This window comes from Novosphingobium sp. PY1 (assembly GCF_017312445.1).
Classification (GTDB): domain Bacteria; phylum Pseudomonadota; class Alphaproteobacteria; order Sphingomonadales; family Sphingomonadaceae; genus Novosphingobium.
In genome coordinates, this window is sequence record NZ_BLTI01000010.1 from 67,637 (window position 1) to 91,436 (window position 23,800).

The following is a 23,800-nucleotide window of genomic DNA, read 5'->3' on the forward strand; positions in this document are numbered from 1 at the left end:
GGTGGGCCGAATGCTACCGCTCCCCGGCCAAGAATCATGGCACCATCGCGCGCGGGATCACGCGCGGGACAAGTCGTCGCAGTACAACGCCCGAAGCGCCGCATGAACGGGGCGCGTCGGGCAGAAGGGATCACGGCTTCGCGGGAAATTGCTTTCGCTTCACAGTCCAGCCAGGCGTCTTGCAAAGCCCGCAGTCTTGCCCGGTAAACATCAGTCCGGCCTGCCTGTCGCCCTTCAACTGCCAGTCCAGCCATGTGGCACCCACGCGCGCCCATTCGCCACCATCGGCCAGCGCAAGCGTCCCGCCATGGCCGACCGGCAGATTTGCCAGCATAACCGGGACATGTGCAATCCGCGCGAAGTCGTCGGTGCCGTTGGGATAGGCAATGTCGGTCGGACCGCCCAGGATATAGGCGACGGGCGTGTGCAGCCGCTTGAGGTCGTCCTTGACGATCTTCACCCCGCTCAGGCCCGACCCGGTTCGATTGTAAACCCCGCTGCCGAAGGCGATCACCGTGTCGACGCGCGGATCGGCGCCCGCGGCCAGCGCCTGCAAGCCACCGCAGCTATGCCCCGTGGCGGCGATCCGCGTCGTATCGATATGACCGTAGAGCGGATCGGCGGGATCGGCATTGACGCGTTCGGCCCAGTCGATCGCGGCAAGCATTTGCGCGGCCGAGGTTTCGTCGGCCTTGCGCTCGGCCTCGGTCGGCATGTGCATGGGACCCTCACCCGGCTGCGGCAGGGCGGCAAGCACCGGGCGCTCCTGGCGCGGGGCGCCGTTGGCGATAACGAGATAGCCGTGGCTGGCGAATTCCTTGAGCGCATGTCCGGCGCTCAACCCGTCGTCGCGGCAACCGCCATTGCCCCACAGGACGAGCGGTAGTTTTCCTTCCGGCAGAACTTGCGGACGATAGATCGTATAGCCCGGCGCATCGGCGCGTGCCTGCGCCACCGCCGGATAGGTGCCGCGCCCACCCGGCCCGCCGATCTGGCCGGAAATGGCAGCGTCGTGCGGTTCGCGCAGCGGCAGGTCTATGCGCGAGCCGGACTGCCAGCCGCGCTCGATTTCCAGCACCGGCGGCGGGTCCTGGCGCACCTCGGCCAGGTTGCGCTGACGCGGATCTGCTCCGGTCATCACGAAGCGCAGCCGATAGCCCGGCTCGATCCGGTGAGAGAGCGGCATCATGGCGATTTCCATGCGAGCGGTCTCGCCCTTGCCCAGCGGCGCGACGTCCTTGCGCAGTCCGCTATGCCAGGGCAGTCCGAGGTTGTTCCATGGCGCCGGAGCGATCGCGCGGTGCGACAGCTTAAGCCGCCCGAACGAAAGCACTTGCGCCGCCCCGCCCGGAGATACTTCCTCCAGATAGACGAAGACATCGGCATCGGGACGGTCCGACTGCAACTGCAGATGCGCCAGCGGATAGCCGAGCAGGTCCACCGGATGCTCGAGCGGGGCACTGGTATAAGTAATCCCATGGGCGTCGAGCGGTTCGGGCCAGAACGCGAAATAAGCGTCATTGGCTACATCATAATCGACCGTGAACCGGTCCGTACCGCTTTCACCGGGGCGGGAAGAAAGCGCGCGCGCGCCAACCATGTCGCCCCCATTCAGATACCACGACCAGGTGGTCGAACCGGCGCCAGGCAAGGCGTCCTGTCGCACGTAGTGACCCTCGGCATTGCCGTCGGCCGACCAGAATGTCACCGGCGGCTGCGCGGAAAATCCGTTGTCAGCGCCCTTCAGGTAGTAATCGAAATAGCGCGTGATCTCCCCGGTGAAATCGAAGCCCGGCGGCGGCACGCAGTGGCTCCCGGGGCCCACCAAGAGCCGACTGCCAAGGTTCTTCGCGGCAACCAGGACCTGGCTCGTCGGTTCGTCCTTCCAGTTCCCCCACATGTAGGTCGCAATGCCCGACTTGCGGATCGCATCGGCGTAGCGCCAGATCGCCACTTCGTTCCAGAAGTCATTGCCCGTCAGCGGCGACACGCTGTCACGATAGGGCATGGAGTACCACAGACCGCCCATCGAAGTGTTCGCGGCATGCTCCGCCACGGCCTTGCGCAGCATCGCACCGTCGGGATCGGCGTCGACCGGCACGCTGGCAAGATCGACCGTCGGCGGCTCGTCAGGCCGGGTATTGAACTGCGCGGTCAGGCCGCCCCGGCGCACGAAGGCATATTTGTCCCAATCGGTCGCGCCAATGAACGCGGCCTTGAGCGAGGGCGGCGCGGTACTGACCGTGTGCATCGTCGTGCCGCCCAGATAGGAACAGCCGATCATTCCGACCTTGCCGCTGGAAAATGGCTGGTGCGCCAGCCACTCGACGAGGTCGTATCCGTCGCGCGCCTCGGTACGGTCCTGGAAGCCGCGGCGATGGCCGAAGGAGGCCCCTTTTCCGCGGATGTCGGCCACGGCGACGACATAGCCTGCCCGTAGCAGCGAGCGCAGGGCCAGCTGGTCGCCCAGTGCGGCCTCGACGATCTTGCCGTCCTTGTCCTTGTAGCGTGCGCGATAGGGCGTGAAGGCGAAGATCACCGGCAGTTTCTCGTCTGTGACGCCGTCTGCATTGGCGGGACGATAGACGTTCATGGCCAGTTTCGTGCCGTCCCTGACCGGCACATAGAAGGAACTGCGCGTGTAATCGGGATAGTCTTCGGCCCGCACGCCCGAAGCGACAACAAGGGAGCCGGCGGCCAAAGCGGAGAGAAACACGGCCGTCCTGCGCCAAAGCCGATGCGCACGGCCCACCCGGAATTCACCTGTCATTGCCCGGATGCCAGCCATTGCAGTATCTCCTCCCGGTGTTGATCAATTGTCGGCGGAGCCTCGTTCGTACCCGGTTGCCCCGGCCGCATGCGGAAACCCGCGTTGGGTACCGAGACCCGGTCGCCTCCCGGCAAACCCGCGATCGACATCTCCATCAGCGCGTCGGGGGTGGCGAGGCTCGCCGCTTCACCGACCCGGCGGATCTTGCCGCAAGGGATGCCTGCATTGCTGAGGTCCCGTTCCCAATCGCCGGAATCTCGAGTCAGGAAGATCGCTGCCAGTTCCCCGTGCATCGCATCGAAGTTGGTCCGGCGCGCATCGGCCGTGGCGTAGCGCGGATCGCTGAGCCAGTCCTGCCGCCCGAGTTCGCGTGCGAGCGCGGCGAACTGGTTCTCCTGCACTACGCCAAGCGAGACGTGCCGCCCGTCGCGCGTTTCGTAGAGCGCAGCGGTCGGCAATTCGCTGTAGCCGGTGTTGCCGAGCCGCCGCAGCGGGCTACCGGTCACGAGATAAGGCGTAAGTGCGGAAGTCATGAAGGCCAGGCTCGCGTCGAGCATCGATACGTCGATATAGGCACCCTCGCCGGTCCGCTCTCGCTGCAACAGCGCGCCCAGGATCGCGACAGCCGCGGTCTGGCCAGTCAGCGTATCGACGATGGGGAAGCCCACGCGCACTGGCGGATCGCCCTCCGCGCCGCTCAGCATCATCATACCGCTCGTCGCCTGAACGATATTATCGATGGCGGGCCAGTCGCGTTGCGGGCTGTCCTGGCCATATCCCGAAACGGAACAGAAGACGATACCGGGCCGAATGGCCCGCACCGCTTCGTATCCGAAGCCGAGGCGGGCGATAACGCCGGGTCTGAAGTTCTCCAGTAGTACGTCGCTGCGCGCGACGATTTCCCGCGCAATTTCAATGTCCTTCGGGTCCTTCAGGTCAAGCGCAATGCTCTTCTTGCCAACATTGGCCGCGATGAAGGCCGGGCTCATTCCATCGTACTGGCGGTTCGAGCCGTAGTTGCGAAACTGATCCCCATTGGGAGATTCGATCTTGATCACTTCCGCACCCATCAGGCGCAGCAGGTGGCTGGCGAAGGGGCCCGCCATGACATGGCTGAAATCGGCCACCCTCATCCCGGCTAGCGGCTGCGTCATGAGCGACCTCCACACTTGACCCGATTGCGGGCGACAAGACTTTCGCGAGCCACGCGATAGGCTTTCATTCCATTGATTCCGTATTGTTCGAGCGAGCGCGCGGTCTGTTTTGCCTCGCGCAGATAAAGGGCCTCGAACCGCGCCTGTTCAGCTGGTTCGGCCGGACTGTCGACAATGATCCCGCGCCCCGCCGCCTTGCCTGCCGCTGCAGCAGCGCGGTTCTCCTCGGCAAGCGCCTGCTCCCAGACACCAATGCCTTCTTCCAGGATTTCCCGCTGCGAAGGATCAAGCGCGTTCCAGGCATCGAGGTCCATGGCGCGCCCGGGATAGGCACCGCGCGGGATGCGCAGTTCGAAGAAATAACGCGTCACTTCCGCGAAATGAAGCGAACGCAAGGTATCGGGTGGAGCGACGACGCCGTCTATCACCCCCTTGGCAAGGGCGCTGTAAACCTCGCCCATCGGCAAGTCGACCGGATCGGCACCGAGTGCCTGCAGAATGGGCAGCAGTTCGGTCGGCGCCCTTATGCGCAGGCCCTTGAGGTCTGCGAGATGCTCGACCTTGCGGTTGCGCGTCAGGATGCCGGGCAGCACCCCGCCCTGCACGGCCAGCACTTTCAGCCCGGTCAGCTCGCGCGAGAACTCGGGCACTGCACTCGCCATGCAATGATAAAGCGAGAGCTGCGATTCAATCGTATCCGCCCCGCTGTAGAAGCCCGTCTGCGTGCGAAGCAGATGCGTGCCGCCGCGCGAATAGATCGGGGTGATCAGGCCTATGTCGGCCACCCCATGACGGATCTCCTCCATCGACATGTCGGAAGACAACAAGGCCCCCGACCAGATCGGACGGATCACCAGCTTGCCGCCCGAGCGCTTCTCGACAAAGTCGATCCAGCGCTGGTCGGCCCGGCTAAAGGGATGCGAAGGCGGATAAGGGGAGGCATAGACCAGCTCGGTCACGCCCTGGGGCAAGGGCCGGGAACAGGACGCCAGCAAGGCCAGCGCCAGCAAGGCGGCCAACCGCTTCATGCCAGTCCCTTGTCCCGCAGAAAGTCCTCGACCATCGCGACCATCCGGTCATGATCCCAGATCTTGGCGTCGACCATGTCGGCATCAATCATCAGTACAGGTACGCCGGCCTTCTCCAGCGCCAGCGCGGTCAGCTTCGTGCCCGATTGCGAGAGGCGGTTGTCAGGCGGGAGCAGGATCACCGCCGCATCGATCCCGCAGCGCTCGGCTTCCGCGGTCATCCAGCCGCTCATCCACGGCGGCAGGTGCAGCGTTTCATTCATCGAGGCAACGCGGCTGGCGAGAGCCTCCATCGGCCGCCCCTTGATATCGCGGATGTAAGCGGGCCCGGCAAAGGGCATGTACATCGACCAGACGAATACCGCGCCGAGATTTTCCTCAAGCGCCTGGTAGAACCCGGGATCGTGCCATACCCCCGCGCCGATCCACATCAGGCGCAGACGCTCCTGCGCAGCGGCGCCCTGCCCCTTCGCAATCCGCTCCAGAACCTCGTCCCGGAATTCGCGGGCATGGGCAACTGCCCAATCCGATCCGCGATGCCACTGCGGGATCATCGTATTGGGCATCTGCTCGGCAATGGAGACCGGACACGGCCGCGCCTCGCCGATGGCGCGGGCGGCTTCCCAGATATAGCCTTCCTGTTCGTTGATCCGCTCCATCAGCGTCTCGAACCTGGCGGCGTCGAACTTGCGGCCCGTGCGTTCTTCCAGCAGGGCGATCAGGTCTTCCATCTCCCGCACCATCTGCGCAATCCGATCGGGCTGGTAGACGCGCTCCCAGTCGGCCTTGGCGTTTGCGTACCAATCCTCTTCCTTATGCTCCCAGGCGGGCGCTTCCATGGGGAAAAACTCGCTGCCCAGTTCCTTCGCCCAAAGGCCGAAGACATGCTGGATGCAATCGCAGGTCAACCGCGCGACCAGCACCGTCGGGGTCGGCAGCCCGCCCCAGGGCGCTGTCTCCGGTTCGTTGGCGAGCGTGCAGGCAAGACCGAGCGAGCAATACTTGCAGCTATTGGCGGGAAAGCCCTTGTCCACCATGGCATCGAAATAGCGGCCGGAAAGCTGCTTGGCGGAAATGTAGGCGGACCACCACTGGTTCGTGACGATGGGAATGCCCATCGCGTGAAACAGCTCGTGCGGTGTGTCGGCCTGGACGATGGCGTAGGGTTCCTGATCGTCGACGACGCGGCGGCGCAGGTCCTGGCCGAAAGCCTTCTGGTAGGCCGTTGCCTTTGCGGTACAGGCAAGAACCTTGCGGCTGCGCTGGTTGGCGGATTGGCTCAATGGAATACTCCGTCGTCATCGAGGCGGGCGATATCCGCCACCGAGAGGCCCGAGAGACTGCGGGCGATTTCATGACTGTGCTCGCCCATCGAAGGCGCGCGGAAAGGCTGCATCCGGTCTCGCGAAAAACGCATCGGCGTCGCCACGTGCCCGAACCTGCCGAGCAACGGATGATCGAGGTCCCACAAGACCTCGCGGGTCGCGATCTGAGGATCGCGCTCGATCAGGTCCTCGCAGTCCTGCAATGCGCCGGCGGCTATGCCCGCGGCCTGCAGCTGCGCGGCGATGGCGTGGTCCTCGCGAGTGCAGGTCCAGGCGGCGATGTCGGGGCCGGCAATCTCCAACAGGCGGCTGTGCTCCTCAGGCGTAAAGGCGCTGATTGCCACCCAACGGTCTTGCCCCGCGGCGGGGAAGACATCCTGGAACGGTACTGCGGGATCGGCGTTTCCCAGCCGCCGAGGATGCTGCCCCGCCCGCGCCATCGCCAGGAAATCGCGCATCTGCTGGACGCAGATTTCATACATGGAAGCATCGATGTGACACCCCTGCCCGGTCTCGCGGCGGCGTTGCAGCGCCGCGGCCACATGGCCTGCCATGACGTAGGGAACGATCACGTCACCGTAGGGCACCGCGCCCGGTATGACCGGCTCACCGTCCGGATAGCCGGTCAGGAAGGTACGGCCGGACAAGGCTCCACCGGTTCCGTCGACACCCCATTCCTGCGCCAGCGGACCGGTCTGGCCGAAGACGCTCCCCGAAACCATGACGATACCCGGATTGCGCGACGCCAGCCGGTCGTAGTCCAGCCCGAGCTTGGCCATCGTCCCGGGCGAGAAGTTCTCGACCACCACGTCCGCCCAGTCCACCAGGGGATCGAGCACTTCGCGCGATGCAGGTTGCTTGAGATCGAGTGTCAGACTGCGCTTGGAAGTATTTAGGTTCGCGAACCACGGCTTGTCGTCGAGACTGGTGGCCGAAGATGCCGCCACCTGCACGTCCATGCGCGCAAGATCGGGCCGGTTACGGGTCTCGATCTTGACCACTTCCGCACCAAGATCGCCCAGCGTCTTGGTGGTGATCGAGCCGACCAGCGCCCAGGCGAAATCGAGTATCCTGACGCCGGAAAGCGGCCCGGACCGCGTGCCCGCATGGATTGCCGGAGCCGCAACGGCGGCACCGTCCCGCACGAGCGCAAAGCGCTCGGGCAAGCCGCTCGGCGTATCGAGGAAGCCGCGGGCGGCGAGATGCGCATCATGCAGGACATCGGACGGTTCGTTCACGACGCAGGCGTTGATGCCCCTGCGGCGGCCCTCCTCGGCAATCTCCGCCTTGGTGCGCGCGGCGAAGAAGCGGGCCATTGCCGCTTCCCACTGGGCGCGCGTCTCGGCCGGAAGGGTCGAGCGGTTGTATGCCAGCCAGTCGACCTCGCGCATGGGATTGTCGCAACCGGTCTCGTCCATCCATTGCGACAGTGCGCGGTTCGCAGGTGCGCCCAGCCGCCCGGTCATCAACGCGTGGAAACACCAGCCGTCGGCGAGCTTCCAGATCACCCGCACTTTTGCGCGGCCATAAGCGATGCACCCGCCGGCCCGATCGAGCTTGCGCTTGTCAAACTGCCATACGAGGATGCCGTTGACGTTGCGGCTCATCGCCACTTGCTGGATCGATACGTCGACGTGCTGGCCCTGCCCATGTGTGCCACGCGCGAAGTGCGCCGCCATGGCTCCGGCCGCCGCGACCATGTCGGCGTGAAAGGTACAGGCATCGCCCGCTTCCTTCACCGGCTTCTCGCCTGGCTCGCCGGTCAGGCGCAGCGCGCCGCCCATGGCTGAGGCCACGAGTTCCCCGCCGCGCCATGCCGAACGCGGACCACCCGAGCCGAAGGCAGTTACCGAGACGTGGACGGCATCGGCAGGGATCCGCAAAGCCGCGGTCGCCTCAAGACCAAGATCGTCGATCACGAACGATGCGTCTTCCACCGATCCGCCCAATTCGGCGCCAAGCGAGGCGAGATAGCGCGCAAGCGGACGATCGTGCATTGAACCCAGCACGGCCACGCGATGTCCGGCCAGCAGGCTCATGCGTTCACCTCCATGAGAAAGGCCTCGATTTCCGCGGCGGCTCCGTCGCGCCCCAGCCAATCGCGGCGAGTGAGGATGAGGGAGGGCAAGCCCGAGGCTTCGATCGCAGCGCGCTCGTGCGGCAGGTGCCAGCACTGCGCCTCGTCTTCCTCGATGCGCCAGAGGACGACTGCCGCAGCGTCGCTTGCCGCAAGTCCGGCGCGCAGCGTCGCCGCCGGATCGGCAAAGCTGCGCGGTCCTTCGGCACGGACATGAAGCTTGCGGCCGAGGGCGGCGTAGGGATTGCCGCTCCCGCGCTCGGCAGGTGCGCCAAGGTCGGCCCATTCCTGCGCGAGCGTACGCCCCGCAGCGCGAAATCCGGCCCTGGCGACCGCATCGTGCAAACGCATGTCGGGCGGATTGCTCCCAGCCAGCAGGCAGACGCGGCCCTCGCCCGGCTCTGCACTCTCACCGCCCGCTGTATCGTGGCTTGCGACGATGGCCTCTTCGAGATCCGCTTCGCTCACGCCCAACCGCTCGCCCATCTCGCGCAGCTTATCGACAGTCCGGTCCAGGCTAGTGCACCGCGGGATCTTGGCAATGTCGAGGATGATCGCTTCGGGGCCGCCCAGCTGCCCCAGGCGCTGGAGTTCGCAGACGTAGTAGTAAAGGCGCTGCGAAGTATCGTCCGCGCGGCTGAAAAGCACCTGGTCGAGATCGTCATAGGTCCCTTTCGCCCAGCTCTCCAGCACGCTCCGCGCCCAGGGAGCGAACTTGTTTTCCAGCCAGCGGTCGGCGAGCGGGGTCTCCAGGTCCGGATCGAAGCGGATCGCACCGGAATTGCGTCCGGTCGCATTGAGCAGTTCAATCGGCAGATTTGGGCCAGCGATTGCAATCATCGGTCAGGTTCCAAGCATTTCTGGCAACCACAGGACGATTGCCGGGAAGAGGATAATCAGAAGCAGGTGCAGGAAGTCTGCCGCGAGGAACGGGAGCACCCCGCGAAAGATGCTGGAGATCGAGATCTCCTCCGCCACGCCCTGCATGACATAAAGGTTGATGCCGAGCGGCGGGGTCAGGAAGCCGACTTCCATCGCGCGAACGAGGAAGACGCCGAACCAGATCGCGCTCATTCCGGCGCCTTCGACGATCGGCAGAAGGATCGGCGTCATCAGTAACATGAGTGCCAGCCCGTCGAGCACGGTGCCGAGCACCAGCAGGACCAATGCCACCAGCACGAGCGTGCCGGATGTCCCGGTCCCCAGCCCAGCCACGAATGCGCCTGCCGCATCGGCTAGCCCGGTCACGCCAACGAAGACCGAAAAAATCAGCGCACCGATCACGATCAGGTAGATCAGCCCGGTGGTGCGCAGCGTCTCGCGAAAGGCGGTGAAGAGGCACTCGAGACTGAGCTTGCGGCGCAGCGCAGCGATGGCGAGTGCCCCGGAGGCACCGATGGCCGCCGCTTCCGGCGGGCTGAACCAGCCCACCGCGATCCCGCCAATCACCAGGAGAACAAGGACGAGGATTTCCCAGATTCGTGCGATCGCACGAAAGCGCGCAGGCCAACTGGCCCGCTCGCCTGCAGGACCCAGTTCGGGCCGCAGTCGCACCAGGAGCGCGACGACCGCCACATAGAGCAGCGCCTGCGTGATCCCGGGGACGATGGCAGCGGTAAACAGGCGTCCGATCGATTGCTCCGCGACGATGCCGAACACGATCAGGGCGCCCGAAGGCGGGATCATCTGGCCCAGCGTGCCGCCCGCAGCGATGGTTGCGGTCGAGAGACGGTCGTCGTAGCCCCGCTTCTTCATCTCGGGATAGGCGACGAGGCCTACGGTCGCGGTCGTTGCCAGGCTCGAGCCGTTAATCGCACCGAACCCGCCACACCCGGCGATGGAGGCATAGGCCAGTCCACCGCGCCGATGGCCGACCAGCTTGGCCGCGGCATCGAACAGGTCGCGACTGGCATCCACCGCGAAGAACAGATGCGCCATGAACAGGAACAGCGGCAGCGTGCCCAGCTCGTAGCGCGTGAGCGTGTCGATGACGATCACACCCGCCTTGATCAGACCGGCCTCCGGACCGATCACGAGCATCAGGCCGCCGAGCCCGACAAGCCCGAGCACGGCGCCGATCCGCCCGCCCGCCAGCAGCAGCGCGAAAAGTACGAGGATGCCGACGAGGCCGCTTGCCGCAGTATCGATCATTCACCGGCCCTTCGCACGATGCGCAGCATCAACACGGCGCAGATGGCAAGCAGGCAGGCGTTGGCGAACAGGCGCAGCACGCGCCACGGCACGCCAAGCAGCTCGCTCTCCTCGTGCGCGTTCCACATGTCGACGGAAAGCCAGATCGATCCCACCAACAGGGCAAGGACGAAAAGCAGCGTCAGCCCATCCGAACAGCGGTCCGCCAGCGACCGCCAGGAGGGCGGCAGGCGGTCGACGATGAGCCGCACCCGGGCATGCGAACGAAATATGGTCGAGACCACCAGCCCGATCGAGCCGGACACCAGTACCGCAGCCTGCATCAGTTCGATGGATCCGGTAACCGGCAGGCCCAGGTGGCGGCCCAGCACGGCGAGCGTATCTATCGCCGTGGCTGCCAGCAGCGCAGCGCCGCCCAGCCAGATCACGATCTTGAAACTCGGGTTCACGAGACGGCTTCCACCCTGCCCTTGTCGTTCACGGCGATGGGGGGCAAGCCGGCGTCGCGCGTGATCTTCTCGAGATAGTCGGCAATGGCGCGGGCGCGTGGCCCAGCGGCAAGGACCGGACGGCCCGGCGCTTCGACATGCACCGGCACGATGGCAGCACGCGGTGGGCCATCGCCCAGAGCGAGGGTGCCGATGAAGGCATTTACCGCCTCGGGATGGAACGGCGCGAGGTAATAGGCCGGGTCGGGTTCGAAACCGAACAGCTCGCGCCGCCGAGTTGCCCATTCCCGCCGCGCAGCGTTGTCCTGATCGGGCGAGAGGGCGCGCGTCACGACGCAGCCGTTGCCGAGGCCGTGAAAGATGGGCCGGCCGCGGTGGAACTCGATCCCGCGCACGATGTGCGCATGATGCGACACGACGGCATCCGCGCCGCCGTCAACCGCCAGACGGGCCACCTCGCGCTCATAAGGGGCGACGAACGAGGGCGTGTGAACTTTGCCCTTGTGCAGGGCGACGATCACGAAGTCCGCCACCTTGCGCGCCTCTTCGATGTCCTCGGCCAGCATTTCGGCAACCGTCGCCGGAACGCCGACGATCTCGGACATGGGTGCAACCGGCGCCCCGTCGCGGGTGTCCAGCGGCAGATAAGCGCAGCCCGCGGACCTTTCCTTGGCCCATCCCGCCTGCGGACCGACGCAATTGTAGCTGAGCAGGGCAACCCTGCGGCCCTTGGCCTCGGCCACGGCCGGGGTGCGGGCGCGGGAAAGGTCCGCCCCGGCCCCGGCGTGACCGATGCCGAGCCGATCGAGTTCCGCAATCGTATCGGCAATGCCCTGCGCACCGCAGTCGGCCATGTGATTGCCTGCAAGGCTGACCATGTCGAACCCTGCCCGCGCCAGCGCGTCGAGGTTCTCCAGCGGGGCGCCCGGCGCGGGAACGTCGCCTTCCAGTTGCTCGGCACTCACGGTGTGCGGCACTTCAAGATGGCCGATCGCGAGATCGGCCTCCTGCAGGACCGGGGCGATCTCCGCGAGCCAGTAACCGGGATCGGGTTCATCCAGGACCAGGTCGCCGGTCACGGCCAGGGTAATCGCCTTCGTCATGCCTTCACGCTCTCCGCCGCCGCTTCTCAGAAGCGGACCCGCGCGCCCACTGCGAACTGGCGCCCGATGGGGTTGGCCGCGGTCGCATCGTATCCGCCGCTGCCGTTGGGCCCCGGCGCCACGTTGACATAGGGCGGGTCAACATCAAACAGGTTGCGCACTTCCGCCGAGAGTTCGAGGCCTTCGAGGCCCGGCCCGGAAAACGTCTCGCCCACACGCCAGGTCAGTGAGAGATCGACCGGGGTATAGGAATCCACCTTCTCAGACGGGGTGACGACATTGTTGGTGTAGCCCCCGACATGGCTGATCATCGTGCGCAGGCTGAGCGGACCGTGGTCCCAGTTGGCCACGAAGCGAGCCTTAAACTTCAGCGGCTGGAAGATCAGGTTCAACTGATCCACCTGGTCCGCCGCCGGCGACACCGCCACCTTGTAATCGGTGATATAGGTGCCCGAGGCATTCAGCGTCAGGACGTCATCCTTGCCGATATCCGCGCTGTAGCCGATGTTGAAGTCGATGCCGCGCGTAACGGACTTGCCGAGATTCAGGCTACGCCCATCAACGAAGAGATTGACGTTGGCGATGTCGTCTCCCGGAAACGGGCGCAGGAGGATTGGAATGCCCTGGTCGACCAGCGACTGGATGCGATCGCGTGCCGCCTGATCGTGCAGGATAACGCCCGTCCCGGCATACTGGTTCTCCTGCGCCAGGATGGCGAGATTGGACAGCAGCGCCGTGACCTGGTTGTCGTAGGCAACGTCGAAGTAGGTGAGCGAGATGCGCAACCGGTCGATCGGCTCGATGTCGGCTCCCACCGACCACGTCGTCGCCGTCTCGGGTCCCAGATCGAGATTCGGTCCGGACAAAGTATAGCCCAGCAATGGCGCACCGCCCGAGGGGTTCTGGTAGAGCTGGCCGAACAACGCATTGGAATTGCCGTAGATCTCCGGGATCGTCGGCGCGCGGAACGAGGTGCCGTAGCTGCCGCGCAACTTCAGGCCGTAGAACGGCGTCCAGTTGACGCCGAACTGCGGGTTGGTGGTGTCGCCGGCATCGGAGTAGTCGTCGTAACGGACTGCCGCGGTCAGCTCCAGTTCGCGCAGGCCGGGAGTAGCATTGCCCGCACCGAAGATCGGGACGAGCAGCTCGGCATAGACCGAGTCCACCTTGCGGTCGAAAGAGCGAAAGCTGATCGGCGTCGTCGGCGCGCCGCGTGCGCTGCCCAGTTTGGCGGTGAAATCCTGCTTTTCGTAGCCGACTGCCAGCTTGACCTCGCCCCCCGGCAATTCGAACATCGGACCGTGCGCTCCGATCTCGTAGAAAGTCAGCTCACCACTGGTCGGGGCAAGGAAAATCTGGTCGAACAGCCCGTCCAGCACCGACTGGCTGGTGCGGCCAAGCCCATAAGGATCGAGCGCCGTCGCCGGATCGCCGCTGGCCAGCGCCGCCGCCAGCGCACCGCGATTCAAACCGTCGTAGGAACCCGAAAAGTCCTTGGTCTTTCCGTAGCTGAGCAGGGCTTCAACTTGCCAACGGAATGGCAGGTTGAAACGCACGCCGGGTGAAACTTGCCAGCTTTCCGCCGAGCCGGTCGTCTGGCTGGTCGGGATGTCGTTCACGAAGCTGTAGTCGATTGTGTAGCTGCTTCCAGTGAAACCCGGCGGGCGCACGAAGAACGCATTCGTATCGGGCACCGCAAGCTGCGTGCTGATAACCGCGCCTTTGCGGCGGAACTTTCGCTTCGAATAATAGCCGTCGAAAAACAGCTCCATCCAGTCATTGACTTCGAAAGTAGCCGTTCCGTTCAGGGAATTGTATTTCTGCTGCGGGAACAGGTCCTGTCCGATCTGACTGTCGCACAAGTTGGACGTGCCGGGCGTGATCGCTCCCGCATTGGCCTGAGTATACTGGTCGGGCAAAGCATAAGTCGTGCCACCAATGGTCATCGTCCCCGGAGCGCACCCGGTCACGCGGTAGTCGTTGCCGCCGAAAGGCACCTGGTTGCTGGTGTAGAACTTTCGGTCGTCTCCGCTCAGGTTGGAGCGCTCGACATGCTCGAAGGCCACCATTACCTGGCCACGATCGAAGATCTTGCCGAACGCGGCGCCCGCCGACCATTCGTCGAAGGCGCCGTCCTCGGCGGTATTGTAGCGGGCGAACCCTTCGACCCCATCGAGGTCACGCCGCGGAATGAGATTGACGACGCCCGCGACCGCATCCGAACCGTAAATCGCCGACGCGCCGTTGGCGACAACCTCGATACGCTGCACGCCCAGCGTGGGCAGCACCGAAGGATCGGTCGAGCGGCTGTTGTTCACGGCACGATGGCCGTCGATCAGCACCAGCGTCGCGTAAGGTCCGATGCCGCGCAAGTTGACCGTATTGCCATAGACAATGTTGCCCGAACCGCCGGCTTGCGCGCGTGAATTCTCCGAAACGCCAAGGTCGAAGTTCTGCGGCAGTTCCTTGATGACCCTATCGATGGTGATCGAACCGGACTGAGTGATTTCATCGCGCCCCAGGACTGTCGCCGCAGCGCCAACCGGCGCGCCCGAGCTGACGCGACTGCCGGTCACGATGATCTTGTTCGCATCTTCCTCCGAGAGCCCCTCATCCTGTGCATGCGCCAAGCAGGGCAGGCAGAGCACTGCCAACGATACCCCTGCGAGCAGGCCATTTCCGGTCAATTGACGGACTTTTCCTAGCTTCTGCATCCTATGCCTCCCTCGTCCGCCCGGGAATTCGTGCCCGGTGCGTGCAATCGATCGAGCATTTCAGCCCCTCTGCCCGCTTGTGTTTTCGCAAAGCCGGTCCGCATGCAAGGAAAATATCGATGACGATATTGTTGACAATTCTGTCGATCAGATTCAGTACTTGGCCATGGACGACATTGCCAAGACTCTTCCGCAGAAAGGACCTGCGAGCTCCGAAATCGCAGACTGGATTCGCGACCAGATCCGCACCAGCCGCTTCGTCCCCGGGCAACGGCTGATAGAAGTCGACATCATTCGCAAGACAGGCGGAAGCCGATTCAAGGTACGCGAGGCATTGCAACGCCTTTCGGCCGAAGGTCTGGTCGAGATCGAAGAGAATCGCGGTGCCTCGGTGCGCGAGGCCTCAATGTCGGAAATCCGCCAACTCTACCGCTCGCGCGCAGCGTTGGAGAGCATCTGCGCAGGCGACTTTGCCCGCGATGCATCGCCGACGGAGAAGGCCGAACTGCAGGCTATCGCTGAAGAGATGGAAAGCTGCCTGGAAGACGGCGCGCCGGAGCGCTTCGGCAGCCTGAATGCCAAGTGGCACGCGATGATCATGCGCGTGACCGGCAATACCGTCATCGCAGGCATCGTACGCCGCCTCAACACACCGGTTCACCACCTGCTGTTCGAAACGTTCTACCGCGGGAACCGCATGCGAGACGCCGTGAACGACCACCGGTTGATCCTTTCCGCGATCATCGAAGGCGATGTAGAGGGTGCGGAAAAGGCCATGCGCCAGCACGTCGAAAACGGTCTGCAGTTCCTGGCCTCACTGGACAAGGCGCTCCATCGCGAGTGAGCCGGCCGGCCCGGCGGTGCGGACACGCATTCAATGACAGAGTCTCAAGTAATCCATGTCGCCGACAGCTACGAAGGCAAGCACCCTGGCATGGAGCTGCACGGCTAATTGACTGACCGACTGACGCCGGCAGGATCATGCGGCAAGGCTGAAGCCATCTTTGTGGGTATGTCGATCGAGATACCGCATGATGATGTCATCGGTGATGTTGCCGGATGTGGTCGAGAAGTAGCCGCGCTGCCAAAAGCGCTGGCCCCAGTAGCGCTTGCGGATGTGCTCGAGCTCCTGCTGGATCTTCCGCGATGATCGCCCCTTGGCCCGGCGCACGAAGTCGCTGGCAGTCACATGCGGCAGGATTTCGACGAACATGTCGACGTAATCGCGGGACAGGGCGCCGTTGATGATCGTCACGCCCATCTCTGCGCAGACCTGCTTGATGACCTCCCGGACCCGCAAGCGGACGTCGCCATGGAGCACCTTGAAGCGGTACTTCGGAGCCCACACGAGATGATAGCGATGATGGAATGTCGTGTGACAACCGCTCTTGTAGCGCATAGCCTGTAACCTCGCGAGGCTGTGGCTGAAGCCAGTATTCGACTGAAAGTCAGAGCGCTTCCTACCCACCAATGTAGCCACAAACCCGGCACTGGCACATCTCGAAGGCCGACCGTCCGGTCGGTTGACATTGCGAATGACGGGCATTAGCCTCCGTTCCCGAGCGATTATCGCGGCCTTGATCTGTTCTCCACACAGATCCAACACATATTGCGGAAGGGGATACCGTGCGTAGATTGCCGTCGCCTATGGCGAGAACCTGCGGCTCAAGAATGAAGGAAATTGCCAGCCGAACGGCCCTTGCCTGCCTTTTGGCGATTGCCTCTTCTACGGGAACCTTCGTGGTCTCCGCACATGCCCAAGCCGATGTCTCTTGTCGTTCGAGTGACAGCGCAGGCGATCTGCTTCCTGATGATCGGGCGGCACGGGACGCATTGCTTCAATCAACGGCATTTGATGCGACAATCTATGGAATGTCGGCCTATCTGCAGTATGAGCAGCTGTATCGTCAGGTCTACGATCGCAACTCGGCCAACTATACCGGTTTCAACCGTTTCTCGCACGAGCGCGAGCTGGCCGGTCCGGATTATGCAACGTTCAAGGTCCCAAACTCAGACACGCTTTATTCAACAGCCTGGATCGATCTCGAGAACGGTCCGGTGGAAGTGAACATTCCTCCCACCAGCCTGAAATACTTCACGCTCAACATCTTCGATATATTCGGTAATCCCGGAAACCTGAGCAGCCGCACAATCGGGTTCAAGGGCGGGCGCTTCATGCTCGCCCCCCCGAACTGGAAAGGCACACCGCCCCCGGGGGTGACCGTTTACCGCTCCAGTTCGGTGCGAGTCTGGATCCTCATGCGGGTCTTTGCCCAGTCGAAGCGCGAGCTCAAGCTGGCCCGTGACTTTCAGGATAGGGTGAAGATCGGCTCTGCTCCGCCCACTGGACAAATCCCGGCGCCTGAAGCGGGCGCGGCGGGCTTTCTGCGCGTGCTGGACAACGTGCTGCGGGTCGACGGCTGCCTGCCCGGCGAAGAGGCTCTTGTCTCGCGCTTTCGCATCCTCGATATTCTGGGTACAGAGCCGTTCGATCCCGCGCATTTGAATGCCACGTCGCTGGCGGCAGTGGAGAAGGGCTACCGGGAGGCGCAGGCACTCATCGAGCGGTCGCGCTCACAACTCGGCTCACCTACAGGAACGGGTTGGACAAAGGTGCGCAAGGGCAATTACGGCTTCGACTATGTGCGCCGATCGGTAACCAACGCAGCAGGCCTCGGAGCCAACGTTCGCGAGGAAAATTCATCCTACACGACGTTCGTCGACGGCACAGGCAAGCAGCTCGACGCGAGCGCGTCGGACTATGTTCTACAGCTGAAAGATCCCCCGCCGGTTAACGCTTTCTGGTCCGTGACGCTTTACGATGCGCGAACCTTTGCGCTCTATGCCAATCCACTCAAACGCTATCTTATCAGTGACCGGACCTCGGGCCTGAAGCGGGGAGCGGACGGGTCGATTACCATCGATATCCGCCATTCGCCCCCTGAACACGGCAATTGGTTGCCCGCGCCCGATGGGCCCTTCTTCATCGTGATCCGCGCCTATTCGCCCAAGCCCGAGATGTTCGAGGGCAAATGGCTTCCACCAGCGATCAAGGCGCAGTCCCGCACCTCAAAGGCGTCTCGTTAGGGCCTCTCGGCGGCAACACGGGGACAAGGATATGCTGACATCGGCGAGCACCCCGGGCAGTGCTCGTCCATCAGATTGTCGCAGCTGCCCTGAAAGCCTCGAAGATGGCATGCGAGACGCGTCGAGGCGCCAGGCAATCTCCGACCGAGCGCATTTCCTTCGTGACTGCGGCGAGAGACTTGCGCAGCTCGCTGACGGGTGAGCGACCGGTCTGAACGACGAGGAGGTCGAATGTTTCTCGAATAACCTCGCCACTCGCGAGGTTGACGAGGTCGACGCCCTCCTCGTCCGCGCCAAGCACCTCAGTCAGCGGCAGGTAGCGAGCCTGCCCCCCGCCAAGCCGGCCCAGAAGCGGAGCGACGCTCTCGGTCGGGATTGCCGCCGCAATCGTGGCAGATGGCGTTGCCAGGGTCAGTTGCCAGCCCGCGTCGACGAGCGCATTGGCCACACCATAGGTCCACCAGAAGCCGCTGCCGTCGTCGACCATCAGCACCTTGTTGTTCCCGCGCGGTGCCGGGGCGCCTTCGGTAAGGACTTCAAACCAACGCATTGCACCTGGACCGAAACGCTCTGCATCGATCGGATTGGGCTCGGCTCCGGTGGCGACAATCACCGCGTCATACGACCCGGAAAGGTCATCGGCCCCACTGATCCGGCTGCCGAGTCTTACGTCGACCCCGAGCAGGCGCAATTCACCTTGCAGGTAATCGAGAAGACGACGAAGGCCGGCACGTTCAGGCACGCTGGAGGCAAGAAGGAATTGTCCTCCAAGTCCGTCCGATGCCTCGTGAAGCGTTACGTCATGTCCCCGCAGTGCCGCGACGCGCGCCGCCTCCATCCCGGCCGGCCCGCCCCCCACGACGGCAATACGGCGAGGAACATCGGTCGGTGACGGAACCTGCGCAAACGGGCTTTCAAGCTCGCGCCCCGTCGCGGGATTGACCGCGCAATGCAGGTGAGGAGCAAAAGCCCGGCAATCCTGATTGAGGCCGATGCAAGGGCGAATCCGTCCGGCCTCGCCCGACGCCGCCTTTGCCACCCAATCCGCGTCGGCGACAAAGGCTCGTGCAAAACCGATCGCGTCGGCCTGCCCAGCCTCGAGTACGTGCTCAGCCACCTCGGGGGAAGTCATCCGCTGCCCGGCTATCGTCACGAGCCCAGAAGCCTCGCGCAGGATTCCGGCCGCGCGTGCCGCCATCGCTGCTGGCTGTGTGACGTCCTTGACGTAGGCTCCGCGCGTGCCGAGCGTTACACTGACGTAGTCGGGCGGGCAGTCCCTTGCGATTACCTCGACGATGCGCCGCGTGTCGGCAATTTCAAGACCATCGGCGATCTCCTCGTCCGCACTCAGGCGCAAGCCCAACAGGAAGGAGGCGCCGCAGGTTCCGCGGATCGTTTCGATGATCTCGCGCAGGAAGCGCATCCGCCTTTCCGGCGTTCCTCCCCAGCGGTCGCTGCGATGATTTGTCGCTGGCGAGAGAAACTGCGCAACGAGATAACCATGTGCACCGTGGATCTCGACCCCGTCATGGCCTGTCTTCTCTAGGTTCGCGGCACTAAGCGCAAATGCTTCAATGACCTCGCGAATCTGGGCATCGTCCATTTCCTGCGGGGCGAAGAGGTCGCGCGGTGAGCGCAGTGGGCTTGGCGCCAGCAAGGGATAGTCCGATTCCGCGCCGATCGACTCGCGACCCAAATGGATAATCTGGCCGACGATGGGAACGCCGTGCTGGTGGACGGCCTCGACACGCTTGGCCAATCCCTCGAGAGCATGGTCGGAATAGTTCTCAAGGAGCTTGCGCCCTCGGCGCGCGGTGTCGGGTGAAACCACGGAGGCCCCGGTAATCATCAGGCCCGGCCGCGTCCGTGCCCGTCTTTCGTAATAGGCGATGTCGCCTTCGGTCAGCATCCCATCAGCAAGCATACTGGTCCCATGGGGCAGCATGACGATGCGATTTTCCAATGCCAGCGTACCGATCTGCAGCGGCGAGAAGAGGCGGGGAAAGGTGTCCATGGTCCTTTGCTGACAGGCCGAAACGTGAAGCGCATCGAAAATGTTGCCCATCGCGTCAGGAGCTGTCGCAAGGGTCAGTAGCCGCGCTTGTGAAGCGCAACCTATGTCATTGGGCGAGAGGAGTAGGCATGGCATTGACCAATCGGCGTTGGCTGCTGGCAAGACGCCCGCAAGGCGAGCTTTCGCTTGACGACTTTGCCTTCGAGGAGCGACCGTTCGAGGAGCCCGAGCTAGCCGCAGGTGAAGTCATTGTACGCACCGGCCTGTTCGCCTGCACCCCAACCGTTCGCAATATGCTGAACGATGCCGGCCACAGCCATCGCGGCTCGATCCCGCTCGGCAATCCGATCCAGGGCATCACGGGTGGCTTGATCCTGCGTTCGCGTCATCCCCGCTACCCTGAGGGCAAACGGCTCGTCGCGGTGCTCGGCTGGGAGGACTATCGCGTGATCGCGCCCGACCTTTCGCCTCTGCCGGTCTTCCTCTTGCCCGATGACATGACGATCGAGGAGGCACTCGGCGTCGCAGGCCTCAACGCACAGACCGGTTACTGCGGCATGCTCCATGTCGGCAGACCCCGACCGGGCGAGACAGTCGTCGTCTCGGCAGCCTCCGGATCGACGGGATCGATAGCGGCACAGGTCGCCCGGATTGGGGGGTGCCGCGTCATTGGCATCGCCGGCGGCAAGGCCAAGTGCGACTGGCTGTTGAACGAAGCGCGTCTCGATGCGGCAATCGACTACAAGAATGAAGACGTCGCCAACCGGCTGGCTGAGCTGTGTCCTGAAGGTATCGACGTTTTTTATGACAACGTCGGCGGTTCGATACTGCAGGCGGCGATGGACAATATCGCGGTGCACGGACGCGTCGTCGTCTGCGGCCAGCTTTCTGCCTACGACAGTGGCGCGCCTGCGCCGGGCCCAGACGACATGATGAAGGTGGTGTACTCCCGCGTGCGCATCGAGGGTTTCGTCATCGGCGATTTCGACGCGGCAACCACGCGCCGGGCCCAGGCGGACCTCTTGCGATGGCACCGCGAGGGCGCTCTCGCCCATCGTCTCGATATTCGCCATGGCTTCGAGGCCCTGGCGGCCTCCTATCTCGACTTGTTCAGGGGCGGCAATGAAGGAACTCTGGTAGTCCGGACAGCGGACATTGACTGAGTTGGCAACCGGCAGACTTCGATCCGGGAGGCACCTTGGCGCTGGCCGTCTCGCAGGCAAGCGCACGCTCATCACCGGTGCCGCGGGCAATGTCGGAATGGGGCTCGTCCAGGGATTCCTGGCAGAGGGCGCTCAAGTCCTCGCTGCCGATCTCGCGGTGTTCAACGATTTCGAAGTGCGTCCGACTACCGGAAATGCGGACGCGTTGCTCACGATCCGGCTCGACGTGACTGATCCTGCCGACTGGAACCGTGCACTTGCACTGATCATCAGTGAATGGGGCGGAATCGACGTGCTCGTCAACAATGCTGCCATCGCTTCGGCGCTCGTTCCCATCGACGCGCGTGAACCGGAAGATTGGGACCAAATGATGGCGATCAACCTGCGCGGTCCATTCCTCGGCACGCGGGCCGTCATTCCGCCCATGCGCGACGCGGGCGGCGGTGCGATCGTCAATCTCTCATCGGTCGCCGGGCTTGCCCAGTCGCGTAGCATGGACGCGGCCTATGCTGCCTCGAAGGCAGGTCTTGCCATGTTGACGCGAGTGACCGCCGCGCAACACGGCGCGGACGGCATCCGCTGTAATTCAGTGCATCCCGGGCCGATCGACAGCGCGATGATGCGTGCGGCCTATCCTGATCCCGAAGCCTTGGCGAAAAGGCTCTCGCGCGTGCCGATGAGCCGAGCAGCGAGCATTGCCGAAGTGGTTGCTGCGACGATATTCCTCGCAAGTGACGAGTCATCCTTCACAACGGGCACCGCGATCGGTGTCGATGGCGGTGCGATTGTCGAGTGATACCGGAGCCGCGAGCTACCTGCGCGCGATTGTTCCAGAAGCCTATCCCGACCTGCCTTATCCGGCCAATCCGGATTATGGCACAGGAGCCTGCCGCCGCCGCATTGTGCTCAATGGCAGCGCCGGGCGTGTTGAAGGCTGGCTTTCGGACAATTTTCACGAAATGACCGTTACCCTTGAACACGATAGCTCCCGGGTGAAACGGATCTCGGGAGAAATGATCCGTTATCCAACGACTGCCTACCCGGGCGCGTCCAGAGTACTCGACGAACTCGTCGGCATAGAGGTCGGCACACCGTCGGCGACACTGTTCGCAGGCGGGCGGGCCCGCCGCAATTGCACTCACCTGTTCGACCTTGCCGTTCTAGCCGTAGCTCACGCGGAGAGAGGCGAGCAAGAGCGGAGATATGACATTCTGGTACCCGATACGATCGAGGGCCAGACCAAGATCAGCGTACTTCGAAATCAAGTCACGATCCACTCCTGGGCCGTCGTTGACGGATGGATTGTTGCCCCTCGCGAACTTGCCGGACAACCGGTGGGCAAGGGCTTCGCGCAATGGGCCCGCGAGCTGTATTCGGGTGATGAACTGGAGGCAGCACTGGTTCTTTCCCGGCTCAATTACCTTGCCGTGGGCCGGCGTTGGCTGACCGAGACATTCACCGGCGAGCCGATCGGGCGCAATGCAGCTCTCCACGATGTCTGTTACGCCTATTCAAAGGGCCTCCGCGAACATGCGGTGTTCCGCGATGGCGCGAGGCAGGAATTCCCCGAGGGGATTCCTGAGCGGGATTGACGCCCCTATAGCCGTATCCGGAGAACCTCAGACACCAGGGAAACGTGGCGTGCGCCGCTCAAGGAAAGCGGCGAAGCCCTCGCCTGCCTCGTCGCCGGCAGCGGCCGCAGCGATGGTTTCTGCTTCGAGCGCGAGGTGCGCGGCAAGATCGGGCGTCGAGGAAGCGCGCAACAGCGCTCGGCACGCGCCGATGGCACCGGTCGCGCCTGAAGCGAGCCTTGCAGCCAGCGCATCGGCCTCTTCTGCGAGGCGCTCGTCAGGAACGACATGGGTGACGAGGCCAAGGTCGCTAGCCTCCTCAGCACTGATGCGAGGGTTTTCGAACAGGATCCGCTGCGCACGGCGCAACCCAACCAGGCGCGGCAGCATCCATGAAGTGCCCCCGTCGGGTGTCATGCCGATGGCGGTATAGGCCGCAGTCAAGTGCGCTGAACGTGCCGCGAGCACCACATCGCCGATGAGCGCCAGGCCAAAGCCGGCCCCTGCCGCCGGACCGTTGATAACCGTAACGAGCGGCTTGTTCATTGTCAGGAGACGGTAAATGCCGGCATTGAACTGACGGGCCAGGCCGTGAACGATTGCCCGCGCCTCGCCCGCTTCGCGCGCCGCAACGAAGCGGGATATATCGCCCCCCACGCAGAAGAAATCACCTTGCCCGGTCAGCATCACGCAGCGCACGGTCGGATCGCTTGCGCAGCGCTCGGCCAACTCGTCGAGTGCCTCGGCGATCTCGGCGTTGATGGCATTGCGCGTCGCGGGCTGATTGAGCCTTAACCACGCAACACCGGCCTGCACGTTGTATAGGATGGCCGGTTCGCTCATTTCTGCGACCATTCGGCACGGGTGATGGCGAGCGCGAGCCGGGCGAGCTCTGGAAAGGCCTCGGCGCGTTCCTTTGCCTGTGCGTTGGCTGCGGTGCCGCGGATCACGCGGCCCTTGATGCCGTGGAAGATCGCGGCGAGGCGGAAGAAGTTGAAGGCCATGCAGTAGCGGTAGCCCGGCATGTCCTTGCGCCCGGTGCGCCGGCAATAGGCCGCGACGTAGTCCTCCTCGCTGGGAATGCCCAGGGCGACGATGTCGGCTCCGGCCAGGCCGGCCACGATATGCGGCGGCATGTGGTACATCATCGCGTGATAGGCGAAGTCTGCCAGCGGATGGCCCAGCGTCGACAGT

The 23,800-nt window shown here is 63.9% G+C and carries 18 protein-coding genes and 1 pseudogene; 5 read left to right on the forward strand and 14 right to left on the reverse strand.

Annotated elements, in window-relative coordinates; translation table 11 throughout:
• Positions 1-130: 130 nt before the first annotated feature.
• From J3474_RS17455 to J3474_RS17500, 10 genes are read right to left on the reverse strand one after another with little or no spacing between them, the layout of a single operon-like run.
• Positions 131-2,788, reverse strand: coding sequence for a CocE/NonD family hydrolase (locus tag J3474_RS17455; RefSeq protein ID WP_242528452.1), 2,658 nt, complete (start codon positions 2,786-2,788; stop codon positions 131-133).
• The gene (locus J3474_RS17460; protein WP_013832594.1) at positions 2,767-3,924 is read right to left on the reverse strand and encodes a CaiB/BaiF CoA-transferase family protein; all 1,158 of its coding nucleotides are present in this window, start codon (positions 3,922-3,924) and stop codon (positions 2,767-2,769) included. Before J3474_RS17460 ends, J3474_RS17455 begins: the two co-directional genes overlap by 22 nt.
• Positions 3,921-4,952 carry a TRAP transporter substrate-binding protein DctP gene (dctP, locus tag J3474_RS17465; protein WP_207095020.1) on the reverse strand — a complete coding sequence of 344 codons (1,032 nt, stop codon included), beginning with the start codon at positions 4,950-4,952 and terminating at the stop codon, positions 3,921-3,923. The genes J3474_RS17460 and dctP overlap by 4 nt, the downstream gene beginning before the upstream one ends.
• Complete coding sequence (locus J3474_RS17470; protein WP_207095021.1) at positions 4,949-6,235, reverse strand: 2-hydroxyacyl-CoA dehydratase subunit D; 1,287 nt, start codon at positions 6,233-6,235, stop codon at positions 4,949-4,951. Before J3474_RS17470 ends, dctP begins: the two co-directional genes overlap by 4 nt.
• Positions 6,232-8,316 (reverse strand): CoA transferase, encoded by a 2,085-nt coding sequence (locus J3474_RS17475; protein WP_242528453.1) that lies wholly within the window; start codon positions 8,314-8,316, stop codon positions 6,232-6,234. The genes J3474_RS17470 and J3474_RS17475 overlap by 4 nt, the downstream gene beginning before the upstream one ends.
• Positions 8,313-9,194 (reverse strand): hypothetical protein, encoded by an 882-nt coding sequence (locus J3474_RS17480; protein ID WP_207095022.1) that lies wholly within the window; start codon positions 9,192-9,194, stop codon positions 8,313-8,315. The genes J3474_RS17475 and J3474_RS17480 overlap by 4 nt, the downstream gene beginning before the upstream one ends.
• A 3-nt stretch (positions 9,195-9,197) precedes the next feature.
• Positions 9,198-10,505 (reverse strand): TRAP transporter large permease, encoded by a 1,308-nt coding sequence (locus tag J3474_RS17485; RefSeq protein ID WP_207095023.1) that lies wholly within the window; start codon positions 10,503-10,505, stop codon positions 9,198-9,200.
• Positions 10,502-10,954 (reverse strand): TRAP transporter small permease subunit, encoded by a 453-nt coding sequence (locus J3474_RS17490; RefSeq protein WP_041558830.1) that lies wholly within the window; start codon positions 10,952-10,954, stop codon positions 10,502-10,504. The genes J3474_RS17485 and J3474_RS17490 overlap by 4 nt, the downstream gene beginning before the upstream one ends.
• Entirely contained in the window at positions 10,951-12,057 is a 1,107-nt protein-coding gene (locus J3474_RS17495; RefSeq protein ID WP_207095024.1) for a CapA family protein, read from the reverse strand. The genes J3474_RS17490 and J3474_RS17495 overlap by 4 nt, the downstream gene beginning before the upstream one ends.
• A 26-nt stretch (positions 12,058-12,083) precedes the next feature.
• A complete protein-coding gene (locus tag J3474_RS17500) occupies positions 12,084-14,687 on the reverse strand; it encodes a TonB-dependent receptor domain-containing protein (protein WP_207095025.1) in 2,604 nt (867 codons plus the stop codon).
• 250 nt (positions 14,688-14,937) lie between these two features.
• Here J3474_RS17500 and J3474_RS17505 point away from each other — a divergent pair, with 250 nt between their 5' ends.
• A complete protein-coding gene (locus J3474_RS17505) occupies positions 14,938-15,615 on the forward strand; it encodes a GntR family transcriptional regulator (protein ID WP_207095026.1) in 678 nt (225 codons plus the stop codon).
• A 135-nt stretch (positions 15,616-15,750) separates the two neighbouring features.
• Here J3474_RS17505 and tnpA read toward each other — a convergent pair whose 3' ends face one another.
• Positions 15,751-16,170, reverse strand: a complete 420-nt coding sequence (tnpA, locus tag J3474_RS17510; RefSeq protein ID WP_207095027.1) for an IS200/IS605 family transposase — start codon at positions 16,168-16,170, stop codon at positions 15,751-15,753.
• 272 nt (positions 16,171-16,442) lie between these two features.
• On the opposite strand from tnpA, the gene J3474_RS17515 reads away from it, so the two are divergent.
• Complete coding sequence (locus tag J3474_RS17515; RefSeq protein WP_207095028.1) at positions 16,443-17,858, forward strand: DUF1254 domain-containing protein; 1,416 nt, start codon at positions 16,443-16,445, stop codon at positions 17,856-17,858.
• Positions 17,859-17,928: 70 nt separating this feature from the next.
• Here J3474_RS17515 and J3474_RS17520 read toward each other — a convergent pair whose 3' ends face one another.
• Positions 17,929-19,923: an FAD-dependent oxidoreductase gene (locus tag J3474_RS17520; RefSeq protein ID WP_207095029.1), complete on the reverse strand. Its 1,995-nt coding sequence runs from the start codon at positions 19,921-19,923 to the stop codon at positions 17,929-17,931.
• Positions 19,924-20,000: 77 nt separating this feature from the next.
• On the opposite strand from J3474_RS17520, the gene J3474_RS17525 reads away from it, so the two are divergent.
• Genes J3474_RS17525 through J3474_RS17535 form a run of 3 tightly spaced genes read left to right on the forward strand, consistent with a single transcriptional unit; the run spans position 20,001 to position 22,627 of the window.
• Positions 20,001-21,035 carry an NADP-dependent oxidoreductase gene (locus J3474_RS17525; protein WP_013832582.1) on the forward strand — a complete coding sequence of 345 codons (1,035 nt, stop codon included), beginning with the start codon at positions 20,001-20,003 and terminating at the stop codon, positions 21,033-21,035.
• Complete coding sequence (locus J3474_RS17530) at positions 21,028-21,831, forward strand: SDR family NAD(P)-dependent oxidoreductase (protein WP_207095030.1); 804 nt, start codon at positions 21,028-21,030, stop codon at positions 21,829-21,831. Before J3474_RS17525 ends, J3474_RS17530 begins: the two co-directional genes overlap by 8 nt.
• On the forward strand, positions 21,803-22,627 hold the full coding sequence (locus J3474_RS17535) for a DUF2889 domain-containing protein (protein ID WP_207095031.1): 825 nt from the start codon (positions 21,803-21,805) through the stop codon (positions 22,625-22,627). The genes J3474_RS17530 and J3474_RS17535 overlap by 29 nt, the downstream gene beginning before the upstream one ends.
• Before the next feature lie 27 nt (positions 22,628-22,654).
• On the opposite strand, the gene J3474_RS17540 is transcribed toward J3474_RS17535, so the two are convergent.
• Positions 22,655-23,449, reverse strand: a complete 795-nt coding sequence (locus J3474_RS17540) for an enoyl-CoA hydratase/isomerase family protein (RefSeq protein ID WP_013832579.1) — start codon at positions 23,447-23,449, stop codon at positions 22,655-22,657.
• A pseudogene (locus tag J3474_RS17545) lies at positions 23,446-23,800 on the reverse strand (phosphotransferase family protein); the annotation flags it as partial. The gene J3474_RS17540 and the pseudogene J3474_RS17545, both read right to left, overlap by 4 nt.